General features: G+C 65.6%; 25 protein-coding genes and 1 pseudogene. 15 read left to right on the forward strand and 11 right to left on the reverse strand.

Annotated features, from left to right (window positions below; genetic code table 11):
* Window positions 1-801 (reverse strand): aromatic ring-hydroxylating dioxygenase subunit alpha (locus VEI45_RS12280; protein ID WP_324853496.1); only part of this gene is annotated, 801 nt, incomplete at its 3' end.
* Between the two features lie 90 nt (window positions 802-891).
* Between VEI45_RS12280 and VEI45_RS12285 the strand changes: the two genes are divergently transcribed.
* Entirely contained in the window at window positions 892-1,500 is a 609-nt protein-coding gene (locus tag VEI45_RS12285) for a TetR/AcrR family transcriptional regulator (RefSeq protein WP_324853498.1), read from the forward strand.
* Window positions 1,501-1,559: 59 nt separating this feature from the next.
* Window positions 1,560-2,000, forward strand: a complete 441-nt coding sequence (locus VEI45_RS12290) for a PPOX class F420-dependent oxidoreductase (RefSeq protein WP_324853500.1) — start codon at window positions 1,560-1,562, stop codon at window positions 1,998-2,000.
* Here the strand turns inward: VEI45_RS12290 and VEI45_RS12295 are convergent.
* From VEI45_RS12295 to VEI45_RS12310, 4 genes are all read right to left on the reverse strand, one after another.
* Window positions 1,987-2,622, reverse strand: a complete 636-nt coding sequence (locus VEI45_RS12295) for a CPBP family intramembrane glutamic endopeptidase (RefSeq protein WP_324853502.1) — start codon at window positions 2,620-2,622, stop codon at window positions 1,987-1,989. The genes VEI45_RS12290 and VEI45_RS12295 overlap by 14 nt on opposite strands.
* Window positions 2,609-4,333: an alpha/beta hydrolase gene (locus VEI45_RS12300; protein ID WP_324853504.1), complete on the reverse strand. Its 1,725-nt coding sequence runs from the start codon at window positions 4,331-4,333 to the stop codon at window positions 2,609-2,611. Before VEI45_RS12300 ends, VEI45_RS12295 begins: the two co-directional genes overlap by 14 nt.
* Window positions 4,330-6,624: a phosphoribosylformylglycinamidine synthase subunit PurL gene (gene purL / locus VEI45_RS12305; protein WP_324853506.1), complete on the reverse strand. Its 2,295-nt coding sequence runs from the start codon at window positions 6,622-6,624 to the stop codon at window positions 4,330-4,332. The genes VEI45_RS12300 and purL overlap by 4 nt, the downstream gene beginning before the upstream one ends.
* A 63-nt stretch (window positions 6,625-6,687) precedes the next feature.
* Complete coding sequence (locus tag VEI45_RS12310; RefSeq protein ID WP_324853508.1) at window positions 6,688-7,038, reverse strand: VOC family protein; 351 nt, start codon at window positions 7,036-7,038, stop codon at window positions 6,688-6,690.
* 137 nt (window positions 7,039-7,175) lie between these two features.
* Between VEI45_RS12310 and VEI45_RS12315 the strand changes: the two genes are divergently transcribed.
* Entirely contained in the window at window positions 7,176-7,601 is a 426-nt protein-coding gene (locus VEI45_RS12315; protein WP_324853510.1) for a nuclear transport factor 2 family protein, read from the forward strand.
* Window positions 7,602-7,608: 7 nt separating this feature from the next.
* Here the strand turns inward: VEI45_RS12315 and VEI45_RS12320 are convergent, their stop codons facing one another.
* Window positions 7,609-8,868: a M18 family aminopeptidase gene (locus VEI45_RS12320; RefSeq protein ID WP_324853512.1), complete on the reverse strand. Its 1,260-nt coding sequence runs from the start codon at window positions 8,866-8,868 to the stop codon at window positions 7,609-7,611.
* A gap of 59 nt (window positions 8,869-8,927) precedes the next feature.
* Here VEI45_RS12320 and VEI45_RS12325 point away from each other — a divergent pair, with 59 nt between their 5' ends.
* Both VEI45_RS12325 and VEI45_RS12330 read left to right on the forward strand, forming a co-directional pair.
* Window positions 8,928-9,965 (forward strand): Dyp-type peroxidase, encoded by a 1,038-nt coding sequence (locus tag VEI45_RS12325; protein WP_324853514.1) that lies wholly within the window; start codon window positions 8,928-8,930, stop codon window positions 9,963-9,965.
* A complete protein-coding gene (locus VEI45_RS12330) occupies window positions 9,962-10,759 on the forward strand; it encodes a family 1 encapsulin nanocompartment shell protein (protein ID WP_324853516.1) in 798 nt (265 codons plus the stop codon). The genes VEI45_RS12325 and VEI45_RS12330 overlap by 4 nt, the downstream gene beginning before the upstream one ends.
* Here VEI45_RS12330 and VEI45_RS12335 read toward each other — a convergent pair whose 3' ends face one another.
* A complete protein-coding gene (locus VEI45_RS12335; RefSeq protein ID WP_324853518.1) occupies window positions 10,760-11,476 on the reverse strand; it encodes an SDR family oxidoreductase in 717 nt (238 codons plus the stop codon).
* 196 nt (window positions 11,477-11,672) lie between these two features.
* Between VEI45_RS12335 and VEI45_RS12340 the strand changes: the two genes are divergently transcribed.
* From VEI45_RS12340 to VEI45_RS12380, 9 genes and pseudogenes are all read left to right on the forward strand, one after another.
* Window positions 11,673-12,545, forward strand: a complete 873-nt coding sequence (locus VEI45_RS12340; protein WP_324853520.1) for an alpha/beta hydrolase — start codon at window positions 11,673-11,675, stop codon at window positions 12,543-12,545.
* Window positions 12,546-12,614: 69 nt separating this feature from the next.
* Window positions 12,615-13,310, forward strand: a complete 696-nt coding sequence (locus VEI45_RS12345) for a TetR/AcrR family transcriptional regulator (protein WP_324853522.1) — start codon at window positions 12,615-12,617, stop codon at window positions 13,308-13,310.
* Between the two features lie 23 nt (window positions 13,311-13,333).
* Window positions 13,334-14,002 (forward strand): TetR/AcrR family transcriptional regulator, encoded by a 669-nt coding sequence (locus VEI45_RS12350; protein ID WP_324853524.1) that lies wholly within the window; start codon window positions 13,334-13,336, stop codon window positions 14,000-14,002.
* A 96-nt stretch (window positions 14,003-14,098) separates the two neighbouring features.
* Window positions 14,099-15,151, forward strand: coding sequence for a zinc-binding alcohol dehydrogenase family protein (locus VEI45_RS12355; RefSeq protein WP_324853526.1), 1,053 nt, complete (start codon window positions 14,099-14,101; stop codon window positions 15,149-15,151).
* A 44-nt stretch (window positions 15,152-15,195) separates the two neighbouring features.
* Window positions 15,196-15,876 carry a haloacid dehalogenase type II gene (locus VEI45_RS12360; RefSeq protein ID WP_324853574.1) on the forward strand — a complete coding sequence of 227 codons (681 nt, stop codon included), beginning with the start codon at window positions 15,196-15,198 and terminating at the stop codon, window positions 15,874-15,876.
* 89 nt (window positions 15,877-15,965) lie between these two features.
* Entirely contained in the window at window positions 15,966-16,508 is a 543-nt protein-coding gene (locus tag VEI45_RS12365) for a methylated-DNA--[protein]-cysteine S-methyltransferase (RefSeq protein WP_324853528.1), read from the forward strand.
* A gap of 9 nt (window positions 16,509-16,517) precedes the next feature.
* Window positions 16,518-17,006, forward strand: coding sequence for an RNA polymerase sigma factor (locus VEI45_RS12370; protein WP_324853530.1), 489 nt, complete (start codon window positions 16,518-16,520; stop codon window positions 17,004-17,006).
* Entirely contained in the window at window positions 16,993-17,595 is a 603-nt protein-coding gene (locus VEI45_RS12375; protein ID WP_324853532.1) for a methylated-DNA--[protein]-cysteine S-methyltransferase, read from the forward strand. Before VEI45_RS12370 ends, VEI45_RS12375 begins: the two co-directional genes overlap by 14 nt.
* A pseudogene (locus tag VEI45_RS12380) lies at window positions 17,583-18,704 on the forward strand (FAD-dependent oxidoreductase); the annotation flags it as partial. The gene VEI45_RS12375 and the pseudogene VEI45_RS12380, both read left to right, overlap by 13 nt.
* Before the next feature lie 30 nt (window positions 18,705-18,734).
* On the opposite strand, the gene purQ reads toward VEI45_RS12380, so the two are convergent.
* The 3 genes from purQ to VEI45_RS12395 form a co-directional block, all read right to left on the reverse strand.
* The gene (gene purQ, locus VEI45_RS12385; protein WP_324853534.1) at window positions 18,735-19,409 is read right to left on the reverse strand and encodes a phosphoribosylformylglycinamidine synthase subunit PurQ; all 675 of its coding nucleotides are present in this window, start codon (window positions 19,407-19,409) and stop codon (window positions 18,735-18,737) included.
* Window positions 19,406-19,645 (reverse strand): phosphoribosylformylglycinamidine synthase subunit PurS, encoded by a 240-nt coding sequence (purS, locus tag VEI45_RS12390; protein ID WP_324853536.1) that lies wholly within the window; start codon window positions 19,643-19,645, stop codon window positions 19,406-19,408. Before purS ends, purQ begins: the two co-directional genes overlap by 4 nt.
* A gap of 67 nt (window positions 19,646-19,712) precedes the next feature.
* Window positions 19,713-20,363 carry an ATPase gene (locus VEI45_RS12395; RefSeq protein ID WP_324853576.1) on the reverse strand — a complete coding sequence of 217 codons (651 nt, stop codon included), beginning with the start codon at window positions 20,361-20,363 and terminating at the stop codon, window positions 19,713-19,715.
* Window positions 20,364-20,416: 53 nt separating this feature from the next.
* Here VEI45_RS12395 and VEI45_RS12400 point away from each other — a divergent pair, with 53 nt between their 5' ends.
* On the forward strand, window positions 20,417-21,055 hold the full coding sequence (locus VEI45_RS12400; RefSeq protein ID WP_324853538.1) for an MBL fold metallo-hydrolase: 639 nt from the start codon (window positions 20,417-20,419) through the stop codon (window positions 21,053-21,055).
* On the opposite strand, the gene VEI45_RS12405 is transcribed toward VEI45_RS12400, so the two are convergent.
* A complete protein-coding gene (locus tag VEI45_RS12405) occupies window positions 21,052-22,716 on the reverse strand; it encodes an FAD-binding dehydrogenase (protein WP_324853540.1) in 1,665 nt (554 codons plus the stop codon). The genes VEI45_RS12400 and VEI45_RS12405 overlap by 4 nt on opposite strands.
* Between the last annotated feature and the right edge of the window lie 2 nt (window positions 22,717-22,718).

Consider the following 22,718-nt stretch of genomic DNA (forward strand, 5'->3'; position numbering starts at 1 on the left):
GGGGTCCGTGTCAAGGTTGGTGATCCAGGTGAACGGGAAGCCGATCCGATGGTGCTTGCCGAAATCGTCGTAGACCATCGTGTTGGCGAGGGTGTTCTGTCCAATGAGACTTTGGCCGTGGACGTAGGGGAAGTGGTATCCCTCGGCGAACGCTTCCAGTGCACCCTTCCATGAGACGTCGGACTTGAACTCGCGCTCGGTGTGATAGCCGTAGGCCTCGTAGTTCCACAGCGCCAGTTCGGCATTCAGTACTCCGAGGTGCGCGTCGAGGTCGATGGTTGCATCGGCGGTCAGCACCGCCCAAATAAATCCGTGACGCTCCTCCGATGGCAGTTCGACCAATCCGTAATCCTTGGTCTCCATGGAATCGAAGCCGGCCTTGCCGGGGACCATGAACAGTTCCCCGGTGTTCTTGTACGTCCAGGCGTGATACGGACACACGAACCGTGAAGCGTTGCCAGAACCGCAAGCCGGCATTGCGCCCCGGTGGCGGCAGTAGTTGAGGAAGACGTGGCTAGCAGCGGAGCGGTCGCGGGTTATCAACAGGGAATCGCCAAGCACCGACCGAACCACGTAGTCGTTCTTTTCTGGCAGCTGTGCCGACGGGACGATGGCCAACGGCACCCGGCGCAGAATCTGCGATTCCTCAATCTCGGTCAGCTTCGGATCGCGGTAGTAATGCAGCGGCACCTTCAGTTCGCGGTCGGTCAGGTCCGTCGTTTTGTCCAATGCATGACGCAAGCCTCGCCGCGTCAGCGCCTCGTCGGTGCCGCTCACTGGGCTGGTGGTCGTTGTCACCATCACAATCTCCTCCTCGCCGTATAGCTGACCATACAGTAGATAACATTTGTATTGTCAAGACTGTGGCCCTGTTTGTGCGACGATCACGCAATGCGGCGGCATGGCTGGTCAGGAGACATCCCGGCTGATGACGATGAAGCGGTCGCCCGCATCATCGCCGCGACCAGGAGCGCCATCGACGAACGCGGGACAGTGAGCGTGTCGGAAGTCGCTCAGACGCTGGGAGTGACGCGCCAGACGGTCTATCGCTACTTCGTGACCCATGAGGCGCTCTTGGCTGCCACTGCCCTGTCCTGTGTTGACGGGTTCCTCGATCGGCTTGCCGCCCATTTGGGTTCGATCACCGACCCAACTGAAGCGGTCGTCGAGGGTATCGCGTACACATTCGAGCAAATCGGTCATGACAAGTACCTCAGCCTGGTTTTCCAACCGGGCAAGGCCAGTGCCTTCACCGCCGGGGTGACCTCGGACATGGCTATTTCGTTCGGCCGCTCGATGTTGCAACGGTTCGATGTTGATTGGGATGCAACAGGTTTCACTGACGACAAGTTGGACGAACTTCTCGAGGTCATGTTGCGCATGCTGCAATCACTCATCGTGGACCCCGGACGCCCAGCACGACGGGGCGGCGAACTTCGCCGATTCCTGCGGGAGTGGATCGGGCCTTCGATCAGCACACACGCCACCGCGCCCACATGAGACTGTCGCAACTCGTCGGGTTTGACCTCAACTATGGTTGAGGTTCTAGCGTGGGTGCTATGTCGTTCAAACCGCATGAGATTGAGTTCATGAAAACGGCCGACCTCGCGCGGTTGGCCACCATCCAACCCAACGGCACGTTGCAGAACAGTCCGGTCGGCTTCAGCTACAACGAAGATCTGGGCACCGTGGACATCCATGGCTACCGGATGTCGAAGAGCCGTAAGTTTCGCAACCTGGCTTCCAACCACACCGTTGCGCTGGTGATCGACGACATTGCGTCCCGCGACCCGTGGCGGGTGCGGTGCCTGGAGATCAGGGGGACAGCCGAGCAAGCGGAGTCCGGCGAGAACCGCACCGAGCCCAACGGTAGCGAGATCGACACCGCGATCATTCGGATTACCCCGCGGCGCATCATCAGCTTCGGCATCGACGACACCGAGACCGAACCGCACAAGTTGGCGGCCGACAGCCGCGACGTGCCGACTACCGCCGACTAGCCCGCGACCGCCGCTGGATGGTCAGCGCTGCCACGGCGGCGGACTCGTTGATCGCCAAGTGGGCCAGCATCGGCGCGCTGAGGCTGCTGGAATGTTGAGCCAGCCAACCAAATATCCAGCCCGCACCGCCGGTAGCCAACACGGTGGGCAGCACGGGCTCACCGGTCGCGCGCGCGTCGGCGATGTGAGAAAGGCCAAACGCGACCGCCTGTAGCAGTCGACCAGCGGAGGCGCCGTAACCGCGATCGGCCAAGGCGGCCAGCGCGGCACGGAATGCGGCCTCCTCGGCCCACACCGTGCCCAGCGGTATCCGCAACGCCAGCCAGGTCGACGCCGGCGTGGGCAGTTCCCGCCCGGCCATCGAAACCCGCACGGCCGGAAGAGACGTCGTTGCCATCACTGCCGTCGCCGCTGCCGACCCGACGGCCAGCCCCAGCCGCAATCCGGCCCACAGCCGCGGCGGACGCAGGCCCAGCGGCGCCCTCGTCACGACGACCAGCAGCCCGGCAAGACCGGCCTGGAGCGTGGCCCGCGCGGGTATCCGCGGGCCGACGAAGCTCCAGCCGACCAGCGCGGTGGCCAGCCCGAGCGCCTGGATACGAGGAAAGTTACTGTGCCGCATCAGGTTTGGTCTCGGACGTTTGCAGCGCGGCACGGATGCGCTCGGTGTCGGCTGGTGTCCAGCCGTCCGGCGGCGCCACCGCGACCCACCCGTCCAAGATGTCGTTGCTGTAGTTGTGGCCGTGCCCGCCGGGCACGCCCTCGGCGTTGGTCAGGTCGGCACTGACTTGCCAAAAGGTGACAACCGGATTCCAGCGCACGGCAGCGCTGCGGTCCCGGCCGCGGGGTTCGACGAGCCAGCCGGGTCTGCCGAATAGCAGGTCGGGTGACCACCAGACCACCGGATCGGATGGGTGCTGCAGAAAAAGCACCCGGGTGCCCACCCATGGCGGCCCAGCCACATGGGTCACGTCCGCCGGATCGATGGCTTCGGAGAACCGCACCGTTCGCCCGCTGTCGTAACGCGGCGCTACCTCAGTGGTGCGAGGGTCACGCCGCACGATCAGTGCATGCCACAACGGACTCGCTTGCGGTGGTCCCACCCACAGCACCGCGTCGAAGCCCATTTGGCGGATGTCGGGCAGCCATCCGAAGGCGGCCTGGCCGGCCATCGAGCCAAGGCTCTCGCCATAGAGGACCAATTTCGGCCGGTGGTCGGGCGGCAGTTGTTGCCAGCGTTGGTGAACCGCCTCGATCAGCATCCGGCCGGAATCCATGGACTTCTGCCGGTCGGCCAGGAACGAGATCCAGCTCGGCAAGTAGGAGTACTGCAGACCGACGATCGCGGTGTCGCCGTTGTACATCATCTCCAGCGAGCTCGCCGCCACCGGGTCGATCCAGCCGGTGCCGGTGGTCGGCGCGATGACCAGTAATTTGCGGGTGAACGCCCCCGTGCGCTCGAGTTCTCCGAGGAGCACCTCCAACCGGCCCCGGTCGTCGGGTGCGGTATGCAGCCCGGCGTAGACCCGAACGGGCTCCTTAGCGGGCCTGCCGTTGAGCCGGGCCAGTTCGGCGGCATGCGGACCGGTGGCGACGAAGTCGCGGCCCTGATACCCCAGCGTATCCCACGGCGCCAATGATGCTGGGCTGCCCGACTTTTCGCCAAGCAGCGGCTGCGACACACCAGCGGGGGTGGCGATATCCCGCGGCTGGAAGACCGCGCTGGCCCCCGCAAAGAACCCGCGGACCAGAACACCGTTGAACAGCATGATCAGCAGCGCGACAACGATAGCCGTGCCGATGAACAGCGCCACCTCGTCGTGCAGGTGCCATCGCCTGATCAGCATCCGGGCCAGCAGCTTGACAGCGTCGATCAGCACCCTGAACGTGGAGACCAGCAAGCCACCGACAACGACAGCGACGATCAGCGTGCGCAGGTAGCCCAGGGTCGTCGGGCCTTCGATGCCCATCAGTGCAGACACCTGCCGCTGCCAGGAGGCGGCCGGGATGAGCATCAACACAGAGGCCGTCGGCGCAATCACGACGACCGCCGCCTTCATCCAGAACAGCACCCGCGTCGGGGGCGGCCACCAACGGGCATTCCGGAGCAGCAGACGATGGGTGGTCTTGCCGATCAGCACACCAATGCCGTAGCCAAAAGCTCCGTTGATACCGCCGATCAGCCCCTGGAACACCCAGTCCCGCGGCAGCAGCGACGGCGTCAGGGACAGACAGAAGAACAACGCGCCAAACGCCATCCCGACGAATTTCAGCCGTAGCAGGCTCCACGCCCACACCACCAACGGATGCCGTCGGCGAAGTTCGGTATTCATCGAAGCAGCGCAGCCAGCACTCCCTCGGACGTGCTGCGCAGCTCTGCCAGGGAGACGGTGAACAGACCCTGAATCTCCACCGCGTCCGAACCCTGGTCGACGACACCGATGCGAGTGGCCGGCAGGCCCCGTGCCTCGCACATCGAGCGGAAGCGACTCTCCTCGGTGCGCGGCACGGCGACCAGCACCCGGCCCGCCGACTCGGAGAACAACATGACAAATGGGTCGGCATCCTCGGGAAGCACGATGCGGCAACCCGTTTCGCCTGCAAGCGCCGATTCCACCACGGCCTGCGCCAGGCCGCCTTCGGACAGGTCGTGGGCTGCAGACACCAGTCCGTCACGGGAGGCCGCGCCCAGCACATCGGCCAACAGTCGCTCGCGAGCCAGATCCACCGCGGGCGGCAGCCCGCCCAAATGGTCGGCGGTGACTTGCGCCCACACCGATCCGTCGAGTTCGTCACGGGTGTCGCCGAGCAGCATCAGCGTCTCCCCCGGCTCGGTGCCCATCGCCGTCGGGAGGCGCCGCGCGACATCGTCTATCACGCCCAACACGCCCACCACCGGGGTGGGCAGGATCGCCGTCGACCCGGTTTGGTTGTAGAAGCTGACGTTGCCGCCGGTTACCGGAATGCCCAGTGCCGCACAGCCATCCGCCAGACCACGTACCGCCTGGGCGAACTGCCACATCACCCCGGGGTCCTCCGGCGAGCCGAAGTTGAGGCAGTTGGTTACCGCCACGGGTGTGGCACCGGTGACTGCGACGTTGCGGTAGGCCTCGGCCAGCGCGAGTTGGGCGCCGGTGTAGGGGTCGAGCAGCGTGTAGCGGCCTGACGCGTCGGTCGACAGCGCGATTCCGCGGCCGGTGGACTCGTCGACGCGTAGCACGCCGCCGTCGGCGTGTTCGGCCAGCACGGTGTTTCCGCGCACGTAGCGGTCGTATTGCTCGGTGATGAAGGCACGGCTGCACAGATGTGGACTACCCAGCAGCGCAAGCAAAGTCGCGCGCAGCTGATCGCCAGTGACCGGCCGGGCCAGGCTGCTCGCCCGGTCGGCGTTCAACGCATCCTGCGAATCCGGGCGAGCGACTGGGCGCTGATATACCGGGCCTTCGTGCGCCACGGTGCGTGGCGGCACGTCGACGACCGTCTCGCCGTGCCAGGTGATTCGCAACCGGTCACCGTCGGCGACCTCGCCGATGGTGGTGGCCAACACTTCCCACTTGCGGCACACGGCCATGAAAGCGTCCACGTTCTCCGGGGCAACGACCGCGCACATCCGTTCCTGTGACTCGCTGCAAAGCACTTCGGCAGGGGTCATGTTCTTGGTGCGCAGCGGAACGGTGCCCAGCTCGATCACCATGCCGCCATCACCGGCTGAGGCTAATTCCGAAGTCGCACAAGCTATTCCAGCTCCACCGAGGTCCTGGATACCGATCACCAAGTCTTGCGCATACAACTCCAGGCAGCACTCGATGAGCACCTTTTCCATGAACGGGTCGCCGACTTGAACCGACGGCAGCTTTTTGCGACCCGATCCGGATTCGTCGCCGCCGAACGTCTCCGATGCCAGCACCGACACGCCGCCGATCCCGTCGAGCCCGGTCCGCGCGCCGAACAGGATGATCTTGTTGCCCGCACCGGAAGCAAACGCCAGATGCAGATCCTCCTGCCGGAGCACGCCCACACACAGCGCGTTGACCAACGGGTTGCCGGCGTAGCAGGCGTCGAACACCGTTTCGCCGCCGATGTTGGGCAAGCCCAGCGAGTTGCCGTAACCCCCGATGCCGCGCACCACGCCATCGAGCACGCGACGAGTATCCGGGGCGTCCGCGGCGCCGAAACGCAGCTGATCCATCACCGCCACCGGTCGGGCGCCCATCGCCATGATGTCGCGGACGATGCCGCCGACCCCGGTGGCCGCGCCCTGGTAGGGCTCGACGTACGACGGGTGATTGTGCGATTCCACCTTGAAGGTGACCGCCCAGCCGTCGCCGATGTCGACGACGCCGGCGTTCTCCCCGATCCCGGCCAGCATCCCGGCCCGCATCTCGTCGGTGGTGGTCTCACCGAAGTACCGCAAGTGCACCTTGGAGGACTTGTAGGAGCAGTGTTCGCTCCACATCACCGAGTACATGGCCAGCTCGGCGTCGGTCGGCCGGCGGCCCAGGATGTCGCGGATCCGCTGGTATTCGTCGTCTTTGAGGCCCAGTTCGCGGAATGGTTGCGGCTGATCAGGGGTGGCCGCGGCCTGCTCGACGGTATCGACCGCTTGCGTGAGCCCGGACGTCACGGAGACAGTCTAGATTGGCCGCCCCGCGACCACCGACGACACGAGCAGCCGGGGCCAGACAGGCTAGTGCCCGCTTACCACGCAGAACGCGTTGCCGTCGGGGTCGGTCAGCACTACCCAGCGAAAGTTGCCGCCGAGGCTGTGCCGGCCGACCTCGGTGGCACCGGCGGCGGTAAGTCGCGAAACGTCGGCGTCCAGATCAGCGGCGACGAAATCCAGGTGCACCCGGTTTTTACCCGGTGTGGGATCGGGCACCTTCTGAAAGCCGAGCCGCGGTCCGTCCGATCGGCTCACCGCGATGAATTCGCCGGGGATCAGTTCCTGGGTCTTGCCGTCGAAGTGCTCGGCCCACCAACCGGCGAGCTTCGCAGGGTCGCTGCAGTCGAACGTCACCATCTCCGTCTTGAGTGTCATACCGGCGACCCTATGCCCGCACTCCGACAACGGACCGTCCTGACGGTGATGACCTCCGAGGTAATTGCGGATCCGCTGGGGCCGAGACACGCTTGCATCAACGCGCTGCGCCGAAGCGCCCAACCCGTGGAGGAACCATGACCGACATCCAATCTGCTTTTCCTGCAACGACTCCGGACTCGGCTGCCCCGCTGTTCAGCGCCCAGATGTGGGCGGCGTTCTGGGCGGCGCCCGATCTGTCCCGCGGGATGAACATCCTGGCCGAGGACATCGTCGGCTACTGGCCCGGCGACCCCGAGCCGGTGCAGGGAGTCGAGGCGTACACCGGAAAGATCGCCGAACTGCTGGCCGCCGCTCCGGACCTCCGGCTCGAACTCCTCGACAGCGCCACCGTTCCCGGTGCCGCCGACGGCGAGCAACTGATCTTCCTGCACTACATCGGCCGCGGAACCGGCCCGGAGGGACCATTCGAGATCCGGGGGCTCGACCGGGTCCGCACCCGCAACGGGGTGGTGGTGGAGAACGTGATCCGCTACGAGCCGGTCTTCGTCACGCAGCGCTGACCAAAGGTCAGCCCGGTGACAAGAATGCCCGCAGCGCCGCCGCGTAGGCGGCGACGTCGCCCGCGCCCATGAATTCCCGTGCTGAGTGCATGGCCAGCTGAGGAGCGCCGACGTCGACCGTCGGGATGCCGGTCCGTGCCGACGTCATCGGGCCGATCGTAGAGCCACAGGGCAGGTCGGCACGGTGTTCATAACGTTGCAGCGGCACCCCGGCCTGCCGACAGGCCAGCGCGAACGCAGCGGCGGTGCGACCGTCGGTGGCGTAACGCAGATTCGGGTGCACCTTGAGCACCGGGCCACCGTTGATCGCGATGAGGTGCCCGGGCTCGTGCCGATCCGGATAGTTGGGGTGGGTGGCGTGCGCCATGTCCGCCGAAGCCACTATCGATCCCGGCAGCCGGCGCAGAAAGTCCTCCCGTCCGCCACCACCGGCCAGCACGATGCGCTCCAGCGTGGTCGGCAGCAGCTCGGAGTCGGCGCCGTGGTCGGACGCGGACCCGACCTCTTCGTGGTCGAACAACGCCAGCACCGGAAGGTATTCGCCGGCCGTGGCGTCCAGGAACGCCTCCAGACCCGCATAGCAGGAGGCCTGGTTGTCCAGCCGGGGCGCGCTGACGAACTGGCCGCCGTGGCCGGACAGCGTCGACGGGGTCAGATCGTGGGTCATCAGATCGGCGCCGAGCACGGCATCGGGATCGACGCCGGCTTGCTCGGCGACGTAGCCAATGAACGACCCGGTGCGGTCGCCGGCTCCCCACACGGCGTTGACGTGGCGCTGTGGATCCAGCGTGAGCGACTTGCGGTCCTCCGCCAGGTGGATGGCCAACTGCGGTACGCGCAGGATCGCAGCATCGATCCGCACCAGCCGGTGAGCGATACCCTCGCCCTCGCGGACGGACAGCCGCCCGCTGACGCCCAGGTCGCGGTCCAGCCAGGAGTTCAGCCAGGCCCCGCCGTAGGGCTCCAGCGCCACGATCTGCCAACCCGCGACCTCGCGGTCGGGGTGTTGCTTGACCCGCAGATTAGGGCTGTCGGTATGACCGCCGATGACCCGAAACGGTCGGCCGCCGGTATCGGTGCCGCTGTCCCAGGCCACCAGCGACCCGGCGCGCACGGTGAAGAACTTGCCCTCCGACGGCCACTCGTCTGCCTCGGCCAGCTCGGTATAGCCGGCGGCGTGCAGCCTGGACGCCACCGTGGCACACACGTGGAACGGCGACGGGGACGCGTCGATGAATTCGCACAAGCCTCGCGCCGCGGCCGCCATGTGCCCATCTTTTCATCACGGGATTATCTGAAACCTGCGGGCACGTTAGGGTCGAACCCGTGCCCTCAGAGCTCTCGGTGCAGCCGCAACCGGTTCTGGCTCCGCTGACACCGGCCGCGATCTTCCTGGTGGTCACCATCGATGAGGGCGGCGAGGCTGCGGTGCATGATGCGCTGCCGGATATCTCCGGCCTGGCACGCGCAATCGGGTTTCGCGATCCCACTAAGCACCTGTCGGTGATCACCTCGATCGGCTCGCAGGCCTGGGACCGGTTGTTCGACGGGCCGCGGCCTGCCGAGTTACACCCGTTCGTCGAGCTGGACGGGCCGCGGCATACTGCCCCGGCCACTCCCGGCGACCTGTTGTTCCACATCCGGGCCGAGAGCATGGACGTCTGTTTCGAGCTGGCCAATCGCATTCTCAAGTCGATGGCCGGTGCTGTGACCGTTGTCGACGAAGTGCACGGCTTCCGGTTCTTCGACAACCGCGATCTGCTGGGTTTCGTCGACGGGACGGAAAACCCCGACGGTGCAGTCGCGGTATCCGCCACCACCATTGGCGACGAGGATCCGGAATTCGCCGGCTCCTGCTATGTGCACGTGCAGAAGTACGTGCACGACATGGCGGCCTGGGAGTCACTGTCAGTCCCCGAGCAGGAGCGGGTGATCGGCCGGACCAAGCTGGACGACATCGAGTTCGACGACGACGACAAGCCGGCCAACGCGCACATCGCGCTCAGCGTCATTACCGACGACGACGGCACCGAGCTGAAGATCGTGCGCCACAACATGCCGTTCGGGGAGCTCGGAAAAGGCGAATTCGGAACCTATTTCATCGGTTATTCACGCAGGCCCGAGATCACCGAACAGATGCTGCGCAACATGTTTTTGGGCGATCCGCCGGGCAACACCGACCGCATCCTGGACTTCTCGGACGCGGTCACCGGCACATTGTTTTTCTCCCCCACCGTCGACTTCCTCGAAGACCCACCGCCGCTGCCGAGTTCACCGGTCGCGACGCCGGCGGTGGTGGCCGTGCCCTCAGATGGCACAGACGGCTCGTTGGCGATCGGCAGTCTGAAAGGAACCGGGCAATGAACAACCTCTACCGCGATCTGGCGCCGATCACCGAAGAGGCTTGGAACGAAATCGAATTGGAAGCGACACGGACGTTCAAGCGGCACATCGCCGGACGCCGAGTCGTCGACGTCAGCGAGCCGGGAGGGCCGGCCACTGCGGCGATCAGCACCGGGCGGCTGCTCGACGTGAAGGCACCCACCGACGGCGTCGTCGCGCACCTGCGTTCCAGCAAACCGCTTGTGCGGCTTCGGGTTCCATTTACGCTGTCGCGCGCGGAGATCGACGATGTGGAACGCGGGTCGCAGGACTCCGACTGGGATCCGGTCAAGACTGCCGCCAAGAAGCTGGCGTTCGTCGAAGACCGGGCCATCTTCGAAGGCTATAAAGCCGCGTCGATCGACGGTATTCGTGGCTGTAGCTCCAACCCGCCGCTGAAACTGCCCAAGGAAGCACGCGGCTTTCCTGATGTCATCTCGCAGGCGTTGTCGGAGCTGCGATTGGCCGGTGTCGACGGTCCATATTCGGTGTTGCTGTCCGCCGACGCCTACACCAAAGTCAGCGAGACCACCGAACACGGCTATCCGATCCGCGAGCACATCCGCCGGCTGATTGACGGCGACATCATCTGGGCACCCGCCATCGACGGCGCGTTCGTGCTGACCACCCGCGGTGGTGACTTCGACCTGCAGCTAGGTACCGACGTGTCGATCGGATATCTCAGCCATGACACCGACACCGTGCAGTTGTACCTGCAAGAGACCCTGACGTTCCTGTGCTACACCACCGAGGCGTCGGTCTGCCTCAGCTCGTAACTAGGTCAGCGGTTCACCGCCGTCGACCTTCAAGGTCACGCCGGTCATGAAGGTGTTGGTCATCGCGAACAGCGCGGCGCCGGCAATGTCGTCGGGCGTCCCGATACGCCGCGCCGGATTGCCGGCGGCGATGTTTTCGAAGTAGCCCCGCTTGCCCTCTGCACCAAGCGAATCCCACGCGCCGGTGTCGATGACACCGGGCGAGATGGCATTGACCCGGATCGGGGCGAGCTCGACCGCCAGCCATCGGGTGAGGAAATCGACAGCCCCGTTTGTGATACCGACCCCGAGATAGCCGACGTTGAGTTTGAAGGCGTGCACGCCGGAGAACAGGACGAATGAGCCTCCCGGGTTGATCTGCCCCGCAAAGTATTTGGCGAGCATGGTGGGGCCGATGACTTTGGTGTCGAAGGACAGTCGCAGATTCTCGCGCTGCAGGTCTGCCAATTTTCCGCGGGCACGGGCCGAGGCGGTCGACACCACGTGGTCGACCGGGCCGACCCCGTCGGCGAGCGCGGCGATGGATTCGTCATCGGTGATGTCCACCACCTCAGCGCTGATCCCGGGGTCGTTATAGGCATCGGCGAGGTTGGCTTTGTCTCTTCCTGCGACGACAACTCGCGCTCCCTCTGAGCGCGCCAGCAGGGTGACCGCGCGCGCGATTCCGCTGCCGCGCCCGACTACCAGCAATGTTTTATCCCGCAACGCGCTACCCATCGACAGCTACTGCTTTGGCTCGCTCGCCGAGAATGGGTTAATTAACCCAGAATATGCATACCTTGCCGTGCGGGTCAACGCGCAAGTCGGCTCTGATGATTCGACACCAGAGGCTTGTGCCGCTGTTGCGGTGAGCGCATACTGGGATGCACAACCCAAAATGCCTTTCACACCCGCGGCTCAGGAGGAATGACTCATGCCGGCTGTTCATCACCGCTACCTCACCATCGACGGTCATCGGCTGTTCTTCCGGGAAGCCGGCGATCCGAACGCGCCCGCACTGGTACTCCTACACGGCTTTCCGACCAGCTCGTACATGTTCCGGGACTTGGTTCCCGCGCTCGCTGATCGCTACCACGTGATCGCGCCGGATCACCTGGGATTCGGCCTTTCTGACGCCCCACCGGTGGAGCAGTTCGACTACACATTCGATGCTCTCACCGCGTTGACGCAAGGCCTGCTGCGCGCATTAAAGGTCGACCGGTACGCAATGTACGTGCAGGACTACGGAGCTCCGATCGGGTGGCGGCTGGCGCTCGACGACCCCGCCACGATCACTGCGATCGTCAGCCAGAACGGCAACGCTTACGACGCCGGCTTTGTGGAGAGCTTCTGGAAGGTGGTCACGGCGTATCAGGCCGAGCAGACCGCCGAGACCGAGGGCGCGGTACGGCAATTCCTGACCTTGGACGCCACCCGCTGGCAATACGTCACCGGGGTGCCGGACGAGACACTGGTCAATCCCGAGTCCTGGCATCACGACTATGCGCTGCTATCCCGGCCCGGTATCGACAAAGTGCAACTCAAGCTGTTGCGCGACTATGCCAGCAACTCACCGCTATACCCGCGTGTGCATGACTATTTTCGCGCCAGCAAGGTCCCACTGTTGGCGGTGTGGGGTCGCGGCGACGAGATATTCGGTCCGGCCGGTGCGCAGGCTTTCGCCGACGACTTACCCGATGCAGAAATCCATCTGCTCGACGGCGGGCATTTCTTGCTGGAGTCGGCGCTGGACGAGGTGACCGGACTGATCCGCGCCTTCCTCGCCAAAGTGCATCCCGCCACCTGACGACACACTGCGCAACTATATGGGTTGAACATCCCATAAAGAGCGGTGCCGGCGCGTTAACCTGACGTTATGGTTCATGCCGATCTGCAAGACGACCGGCGCTTGACCGCCAAGGGCCGCGCCACCCGCGACCGGATCGTGAAGGTCGCCGCCGAGCTGATCCTGCGCGACGGTCTCTCGGCGTTGAACATGGACGCGCTGCGCAAGGCCGCGTCGGTAAGCGGCTCGCAACTGGCCCACTACTTCACCGACAAGCGCGCGCTGATCCGCGCGGTCGTGGCACGCCAGATCAATGTAGTGCTGGACTTTCACCGCCAGTCCAAGCTTCGCGAGCTTGACACGTTCGATGACTTCGAGCGCTGGATCGATCTGAACATGCGTTACCTGCGACGCATCGGCTACTCCGGCACGCCCACCTACCACGGGCTGGCCGGACAACTCGGCAAGTCCGACACCACAACGCGCGAGACGCTAGCAGCGGGCTACTGGCAATGGATCCAGTTGCTGGAGCAAGCGATCCGCCAGATGCAAGATCACGGCGTCCTGGTCGCAGACGCCGACCCGCGAAAGTTGGCTCTGGTCATCGTCGGCGCCCACCAGGGCGGCGCCACGTTGGCCTTCACCTATCGGGCGGGGTGGCCGCACGCCGACGCCGTGCGATTCGCGGTCAACTACTTGCGCATGTCCGCCACCGACTCCGCCGAGCGGATCCCCCGCCCACCGCGGCGTCCCCGCGGTCGGCACAAGGCCGCCCAACCTGCCTGATCCGAGCCGAGAGGGGCGGCCACGTGCGCGACGACGCCACACCGCGGTTCACTCGCAAGGGACGCGCGACTCGGGATCGCATCGTCGACGTCGCCGCCAAGCTCATGTTCCAGGGTGGCGTTGCCGGCACCAGCATCGACGAGGTGCGCAACACCGCGGCCGTCAGTGGATCGCAGATCTCGCACTATTTCGACGACAAACGCGATTTGACCCGCCAGGTGATCAGCGCACGCCGCGAGGACGTCCGGGAGTTTCACAGTCGGCCAAAGCTGGGCGCTCTTGACAGCCTCGAAGCGCTGCAAGCGTGGGCCGATGCGAACGTTGCCGACATCAACGCCGTCTACCGCGAAGGTGGATGCGTCTACGGTTCGCTCGCAAGCGAGTTGGTTGAAGCCGACGCCGAAATCCACGGCGATCTCGCCGCCGGCTACGACCAATGGATCGAGCTGTTTCGCGTCGGACTCGCCGAAATGCGCCGCCGCGGCGATCTGCGTCCCGACGCCGACCCCCGACACCTCGCAGTCTCGCTGGTCGCCGCGCACCAGGGCGGCGCCATGCTCACTTACATCACCGACAGCCCAGAACCGCTGCGCGCAGCGGTGAATGCTGCAGTCGAGTACGTGCGGTCGTTCGTACGGACCCCAACGGCCCGCAAATCCCCAACTGCCACTCGCCGCAAGCCCAAGGGCTGATCGGCCCAGCCCCTGGCCCGTAGACATATCTGGGTTATCTGGCCCATGATATTGGGTGATGCGTCCCAATATAGCCTCGGGAAAGGAAGGTACGTCATGTCGATCGCGGAGTCGACACAGCCCGCACTACCCACCGCGCCCGCGGTAGTCCGCGAACGGCCGGGTGGCGAAACCATGCGCGCAATCGTGCTGGAGAAGTTCGGCGGACTCGACAGCCTGGTCTACACCGACATCCCGAAACCGCTGCCAAAGGACGGCGAGGTCGTCATCGAAGTCCGCGGGTTCGGACTCAACCACGCCGAGTTGCACATGCGCCGAGGGGAATGGGCAGAAGCCGCCGAAGTCAGCGGCATCGAGTGCGTCGGCATCGTCGACTCCTGTCCGGGCGGCGAGTTCCCGGTTGGCGCCAAGGTGGCCGCGCTCATGGGTGGCCTCGGCCGAACCATCAACGGCAGCTATGCCGAATACACCCGCGTGCGCGCGGCCAACGTCACCCATATCGACTCCGAGCTGCCCTGGTCACAGTTGGCCGCGCTGCCGGAAACCTTTGCTACCGCGTGGACATGCCTTTTCCGTAACCTCAAACTGTCCGCAGGACAAACTGTCGTAATCCGCGGCGCGACTTCATCGTTCGGCCAGGCCGCGGTCAAGATGGCGGTCGCAGCCGGTGCACGCGTCATAGCCACTGCACGCAGGCGCGAGCGTTTCGACATGCTGGAGGCACTCGGCGCCGCGCGGGTCGAGCTGGAGTCGCGAACGCTGGCGGCCGGCATCGCCGAAGCCAAGCAGATCGATGCGGTCCTCGACTTGGTCGGCAACAGCACCATTCTGGATTCGCTGGACATGCTTCGCCGCGACGGCACCGCGTGCCTGGCGGGATGGCTGGGCGGCCTGGACCCAATCGGCGACTTCAATCCGCTGTTGCGCATGGCCAGCGGCGTGAATTGGTCCTTCTTCGGAAGCTTCGTATTCGGCACGGAAGGATTCCCGCTCTCGGATGTGCCTCTGCAAGACATCGCAGCGCAAGTGGCCGCCGGCCAACTCGAAGCAGCCCCGGAACGCGTGTTCTCCTTCGACGAGATCCGCGAAGCGCACCGCATCATGGAGGCCGGCGAAGCCGGCGGAAAAATGGTGGTCGTCATGGGATGAGTCTGGTTTGGTCGTTAGCGCTGGAGTTAGATGATAGAACGATGATTGCCGCTCCATCCGTTCTGGTGTTCGACGTCAACGAAACACTCATCGATATCGAATCCATGGCATCACTTTTCGAGCGAATCTTCGATGATCCACCCGCGATGCGGGAGTGGTTCAATCAGCTCGTCATGTACTCGATGACCGCAACGCTGTCGGGGCACTACGTCGACTTTTTCTCTCTGGGGCAGGGAGTCCTGCAGATGCAGGCAACCACCCACCGCCTGGCGATCACCGACGACGACGTGCACGCACTGAAGCACGCCATGCTGACGATGCCTGCCCATCCCGACGTCGAGGATGGGCTAACAGCGCTGCGCGACAACGGCTTCCGCCTGGTAACGCTGACGAATTCGCCACCCAACCCGGATGGGCCGAGCCCGCTGGAACACGCCGGGCTGGCGCACTTTTTCGAGCGACAGTTCAGTGTCGACGCTTGCCGCGCGTTCAAACCCGCGCCGACGGTGTACCGGTATGTGTGCGAGGAACTCGCCGTGGCCCCGGCAGAATGCATGATGGTCGCCGCCCACGTCTGGGACACGATCGGTGCGCAATCCGCCGGATTCAGCGGCGCACTGATCACCCGCCCCGGCAATGCGCCGCTACCCATCCCCGACTTGCCGCAGCCGACGGTCGTCGCCAATGATCTGCGCGAGTTCGCGCGGCAACTCTGCGCGTCGTAATGCTGACGCTCCAGCCAACCTCACAAACCCGGCGCACGAGACGTCTACCGAGTAGATAGCAATCCCGACGACCTCTCCCAGGAGCCGCCATGCCCACCGCAGCCGCCACAAACTCGACGTGCCACGTCATCGTCGACTCGCCGATCGGACCGTTGACGCTGGTGCGCGACGACGGTGATGACGGTGGCCTGACCGGCCTGTACTACCCCGGCCACTGGACCCGTCCTGACCGGAATTCGTTCGGGCCGCACGTCGACTCACGCGACGATCACGGCTTCGATCAGGCCGTTGCCCAGCTGGCGCAGTACTTCGCCGGCGAGCGCCGGGATTTCGACCTGCCGCTCAAGCCGGGTGGCAGCGACCAGGCGCGGCAGATCTGGCAGCTCATCGCGGAGATCCCGTACGGCCAGACCACCAGCTACGGTGAGCTGGCACGCACCGTCGGTGCCGGCTTCAGCCCCCGCGACATCGGCGGCTTTGTCGGCAACAATCCGCTGTCGATCCTCATCCCCTGCCATCGGGTGGTCGGATCCACCGGGAAACTCACCGGATACGCCGGGGGCCTGGACCGCAAGCGCTACTTGCTCCAGCTGGAAAACGCGATGCCCGCCTCACCTCAGCCGCTGTGGTAGCCGCCCGTGATGAAGCCGCCATTCGAGAAGGTCGTCGCGCAGCATGGTCCCACCGTGCTGCGGGTAGTCCGCGCCGTCCTCGGCCACGCTGATGCCGACGACGCCTGGTCCGACACCTTCTTGGCGGCGATGAAGGCATATCCCGATCTACCGGCCGATGCCAACCTAGAGGCGTGGCTGGTTACCATCGCCCACCACAAGGCGATCGATATCCACCGCGCCACGTCTCGGCGGGCAATACTGATCCCGAACACACCGGATACGCCGTCGCGCGACCACGCCGACGAATGTCACCATGACCTGACGGAGGCGGTCGCCGCGTTGCCGACCAAACAACGTCACGCGGTGGCCTACCACTACCTGGCCGGCCTGCCCTACGCCGAAATCGCCACGCTGCTCGACACCAGTGCCGCCGCCGCCCGGCGCGCGGCCGCCGACGGCATCGCCACGCTGCGACGTGCATTACCAAAAACGGAGTCCGCCAATGACTACAGTTGACCTCGCCGCGCTGTATCCAGTCGACGACGACGACATCACCCGCCTGCACGCCCAGTTGGCGGCGGCGGCCGATCGCGACGACCTGCTCGACGTCGCCTACCGGACGGTCGACTCACCCGTCGGCTCATTGCTGATCGCCTCAACACCGGTCGGGCTGGTGCGGGTGGCCTTCGGCAGCGAGGGGCATGAAACTGTCTTGCAGAACCTCTCCGACCGGATCAGCTCCCGATTACTGCGCGCCCCGGCGCGGCTCGATGCTGTCGCGCGCCAACTCGACGAATACTTCGCCGGGCACCGCCTCGCCTTCGATGTCCCGCTAGATTGGCAGCTCTCTACGGGATTTCGCCGGGTGGTCCTGACCCGTTTGGCGGTCGACGTCGGCTATGGCACCACCGCCAGCTACGGCACCCTCGCGCGACTTTCGGGTTCTCCCAAGGCCGTTCGCGCCGTCGGAACGACCTGCGCGACAAATCCCATCCCAATCGTGGTGCCGTGTCATCGGGTCGTCCGCGCCGACGGCACCTTGGGGGGCTACCGCGGTGGGCCGGCCGCCAAACGGACCCTGCTCGATCTCGAGGGCGTCGCGTAACTAACCTCAGCAACTGGGACGACGCCGGTCAGGCCGACTGGGTAGCCGGAATCGGGGCGACCCTGGTGCGCGGCCATGGACGATTGGAAGGGACCGGCCGCGTGGCGGTCACCGCGGCCACCGCCGGCCGCGGTGAGGTGTCGGTGCTCACCGCCCGGCACGCCGTCGTCATCTGCACGGGAAGCCGCGCAGCGCTGCCGGATTTGCCGGGCATGGCCGAAGCCCGACCATGGACCAACCGCAAAGCCACCGACAGCAGCACGGTGCCGAACCGCCTTGCCGTCGTCGGCGCGGGCGGTGTCGGAGTCGAAATGGCCACCGCTTGGCGCGGTTTGGGCGCATCAGTCACTCTGCTGGCGCGTGGATCTGGTCTGCTGCCCCGGATGGAGCCGTTTGTCGGTGAGCTTGTCGAACGCGGGCTCCGGGAGTCGGGTGTTGTTGTGCGCGTGGGTGTGTCGGTGACCAAGCTCCGCCGACCCGACGCGGACCGACCGGTCACCCTCGAACTGAGCGACGGCAGCGAGCTGGAAGTCGACGAGGTGCTGTTCGCAACGGGTCGCGCGCCGCTGACCGATGACATCGGTTTACAGACAGTAGGACTCACCCCGGGCAGCTGGCTCGACGTCGACGACACCTGTCGCGTGCGGGCCGTCGAGCGCGGCTGGCTCTATGCGGCCGGTGACGCCAATCATCGTGCGCTGCTAAACCATGAGGGCAAGTATCAGGCGCGGATCGCGGGGGCGGCGATCGCGGCGCGGGCAGCGCGGCAACCGTTGGACACCGCGCCGTGAGGCGCGCATGCGGCCACCGCCGACCATTACGCGGTGCCGCAGGTTTTCTTCACCGAACCTGAAGCCGCTGCGGTCGGGCTGTTGGCCGAGCAGGCTGAGCAGGCCGGTCACCGCGTCCGCGTGGTCGACGTCGACCACGGCTATCTGCTCGGTGTGACCATGGTCGGCCCGGGCGTCTCCGAACTGCTGCACTCGGCCACCATCGCAGTCGCCGGCCGAGTGCCGGTCGACCGGCTGTGGCACGCCGTACCGTGCTTTCCGACCATCAGCGAACTGTGGCTGAGACTTCTTGAGGCCTACCGGGATTCGCTCGCCTGACACTCTCGGCGCGCTGACTGCGACCCGTCACTACGCAGCCAGCACGGCGTCCAGCGCCGAATAAAACAGACCGAGCCCGTCGTCGGACGGCCCAGTCAGCGCCTCGATGGCATGCTCGGGGTGCGGCATTAGCCCGACGACACGGCCGTCGGCCGAGCTGATACCCGCGATGTCGTGCAGCGAACCGTTCGGGTTGTCGTGGTAGCGGAATACCACTCGGCCTTCACCTTCCAGCTCGTCGATCACGTCGGCGGAGGCTACGTAGCGACCCTCACCCGACTTCAACGGGATCAGCAGGTCGGCGCCGGGCTCGAACCGCGACGTCCACGCCGTGCTCGTCGACGCCACCCGTAGCCACACGTCGCGGCAGACGAAATGCAGGCCGGCGTTTCGGGTAAGCGCGCCGGGCAACAGCCCGGCTTCACACAGCACCTGAAATCCGTTGCAAATTCCCAAAACCGGTAACCCACGGCCAACAGCCGCGATGACTTCACCCATCACCGGGGCGAACCTGGCGATCGCGCCGCACCGCAGATAGTCGCCATAGGAGAACCCGCCGGGCACCACCACCGCCTCGACACCCTTGAGGTCGGCGTCGGCATGCCACAGGCTGACAGCCTCAGCGCCGACGACACGCACCGCGCGCGCAGCGTCAACATCGTCGAGCGTCCCGGGGAAGGTGATGACGCCGATGCGGGCCGTCACTGCGGTTCCCGGCTTACTGTCCAATCTTCGATCACCGTGTTCGCCAACAGCGACTCGGCGATCTCGGCAAGTGTCGAATCGTCAACACTGTCGTCGACTTCGAGTTCAAACCGCTTGCCCTGCCGGACATCTGCGATGCCAGCATGCCCAAGCCGCCCCAACGCGCCGACGATCGCCTGACCCTGCGGGTCGAGAATCTCGGCCTTGGGCATCACGTGCACAACCACCCGGGCCACCCGCGCTCCTCCTACTGATCCGGTTTACTCGGCCCCAACTCTACCGGTCGACACCGCGACCGCCTTGCTAGCACGAGCCGATGTAGGCCGCGCACAATGGCGACGTCATAGCGTCCAGTACCTGGGCGTCCGAGATCACCGGCCAGGGCAACTGCGGTGGCTCCGAAGACCACAGCGTCAGTTCGCTGATGGTGCTGTTTTCCGGATAGGCGACCAGGTAGGTGTGCATGATCACCGGTCCACTGATCACCGCGGCCAGCCGATTGGGCTCGTCGGTGGTGACCGACGGCGACTCTGCCGCCGCGCCCAGCTGGCAACCGCGTAGCGCCGCCGCGGCAACGCTCAGCACCGACGACGCGTTCTGACCGCCGCGGGCGGTGTCACCGCGCCAATGCAAGACTTGGGCCTGCAACTGCCACTGACCCGGGGGGTTGGTGACGGTCGCCCGGCCGGCGACCGCCGAGTTGCGGGTGTCCTGCGGGAAGGCAGGAGTCGCACACACCTCCTCGAACCGGAACTGCGGCGTCGCCGTCCCGGTCATCGGCACCGCCACACCGCCCAGCGAAGGCCAGCGGTATGTCGAGTTCAGCGGTATCCCGGACGACAAGATCCATGCGGTGTCGGGAATCCGGTCGCATACCGGCGGACAGGTCTCCTGGTCCGCGTGGGCGACGACCGCCGACATGCACCCGCCAATCAGGCCGCTGGCGATCAGCATCGTAGTCACGAGTAGGCGCATACCAGGTACCCCATGAGCGCACAATCGTAGACATGCATCTCACGCATTTTGGCCATTCCTGTCTACTCGCCAAGTTCGGCCATACCACCCTGCTGTTCGACCCGGGAAATTTCTCGCACGGTTTCGAGGGGATCACCGGCCTGTCGGCGATCGTGATCACCCATCAGCACCCCGACCACGTCGACGCCGCCCGGCTGCCTGCGCTGCTCGACGCCAATCCCGGCGCCGCGCTCTACGCCGATCCGCAGACCGCCGAGCAGCTTGACGTGCCGTGTCAGCAGGTGCAGGTCGGCGACGAGCTGTCAGTCGGCGACCTGACCATCCGCGCACTCGGCGGCCGACATGCCGTCATTCATCCGGAAATCCCAGTGATCAACAACATCTCGTACCTGGTCGGTGACGGCGAGCACCCCGCCAGGTTCATGCATCCCGGCGACGCGCTGTTCGTCCCGGACGAGCCGATAGACGTGCTGGCCACTCCGGCGGCGGCACCGTGGATGAAGATTTCCGAGGCAGTCGACTACCTGCGGGCGGTGGCGCCGGCGCGGGCGGTGCCGATCCACCAGGGCATCATCGCTCCGGACGCCCGCGGCATCTACTACGGCCGACTCAGCGAGATGACCAGCACCGACTTCCAAGTGCTGCCTGAAGAAAGCGCGGTCACCTTCTAGGCGATGTCGTTGGCGGCGCCGCGGCCAGCGGCACGACCTGAGAAGATGCAGCCGCCCAGAAACGTTCCCTCCAGCGCCCGATAGCCGTGCACACCACCGCCGCCGAAACCGGCTACCTCACCGGCCGCATAAAGCCCGTCAAGCGGAGTCCCGTCGGCCTTCAGGACCCGTGAGCCCAAATCGGTTTCCAAGCCGCCCAACGTCTTTCGGGTCAGGATGTGCAGCTTGACTGCGATCAGCGGTCCGGCCTTGGGATCCGCCAAGCGGTGCGGAGCGACCACTCGACCCAGCCGGTCGCCGAGATACCCCCGGGCAGCGCGGATCGCGGTGATCTGGCCGTCCTTGGTGAAACGGTTGGCTACCTCGCGATCGCGCGCAGTGACCTCTTCGGCTACCGTCGCATAATCCAGCGGCAGCACATCGGGCAATTTGTTCATGGCAGTAACCAACTCGCGCAACGAGTTTGCGCTGACGAAGTCGACGCCCCGGTCGACGAAGGCTTGCACCGGGCCCGGCGGGCCCGACCGTGCCCGCGACGACAGCAGTTCGCGGACGCTGCGCCCAGTCAGGTCAGGGTTCTGTTCCTGACCTGACAACGCGAACTCCTTCTCGATGATCTTGGCGTTCAGCACAAACCAGGTGTAGTCGGAGCCCGACTTCGCGATGTACTCCAGCGTGCCGAGAGTGTCGAAGCCGGGATACAACGGTACCGGCAGTCGCTTGCCGGTGGCGTCCAGCCATAGCGACGACGGTCCCGGGATGATTCGGATGCCGTGCAGCGGCCAGACCGGGTCGTAGTTGGTGATGCCCTCGGTGTAGTGCCACATCCGGTCGCGATTGATCACCCGGGCGCCGGCCTTCTCCGTGATCGCGATCATCCGGCCGTCCACATGGGCGGGCACACCGCAGAGCAGTTGCTCAGGCACCCGGCCCATCCGCTTCGGCCAGTTCGCCCGCACCAGCTCGTGGTTGCCGCCGATACCCCCGCTGCTGACGATCACCGCTTGAGCACGAAACTCGAACTGCGCAAGGGGCTTTCGTGATGATGGAACACCGCGCGGTTCCGCCGAGGGTTCCAGCACGGTGCCCCGAACCCCAGTCACTGCGTCATCCTCGACGATCAGCTCGTCCACCTGGTGCCGGTGCGCGAAACGCACCTTCGGCTGGTCCCGCAACCGCCGTGCGAAAATTTCCACCAACGCCGGCCCGGTTCCCCAGGTGATGTGAAAGCGCGGCACCGAGTTACCGTGCCCCTGCGCGTCGTAGCCGCCGCGCTCGGCCCACCCCACCAGCGGGAAGATCTGCAAGCCCCTGGCGCGCAGCCAGCTGCGTTTCTCCCCCGCGGCGAAATCGACGTAGGCATACGCCCATTGCCTCGGCCAGTAGTCTTCCTGGCGGTCGAACGCCGCGGTGCCGAGCCAATCCTGCAGAGCGAGTTCGTGACTGTCGCGAACGCCCAGGCGGCGCTGCTCGGGGCTGTCGACGAAGAATAGGCCGCCGAATGACCAGAAGGCCTGCCCGCCGAGGTTGGCGCTGTTCTCCTGGTCGAGGATCAGCACCCGTAGGCCACGGTCCACCACCTCGCAGGCGGCCACCAAGCCGGCCAGGCCCGCCCCGACGATGATGACATCCGCGGCCGGCCCAGCTCCGGTATCGCTCATGG

The organism is Mycobacterium sp. (genome assembly GCF_035623875.1).
GTDB lineage: Bacteria > Actinomycetota > Actinomycetes > Mycobacteriales > Mycobacteriaceae > Mycobacterium.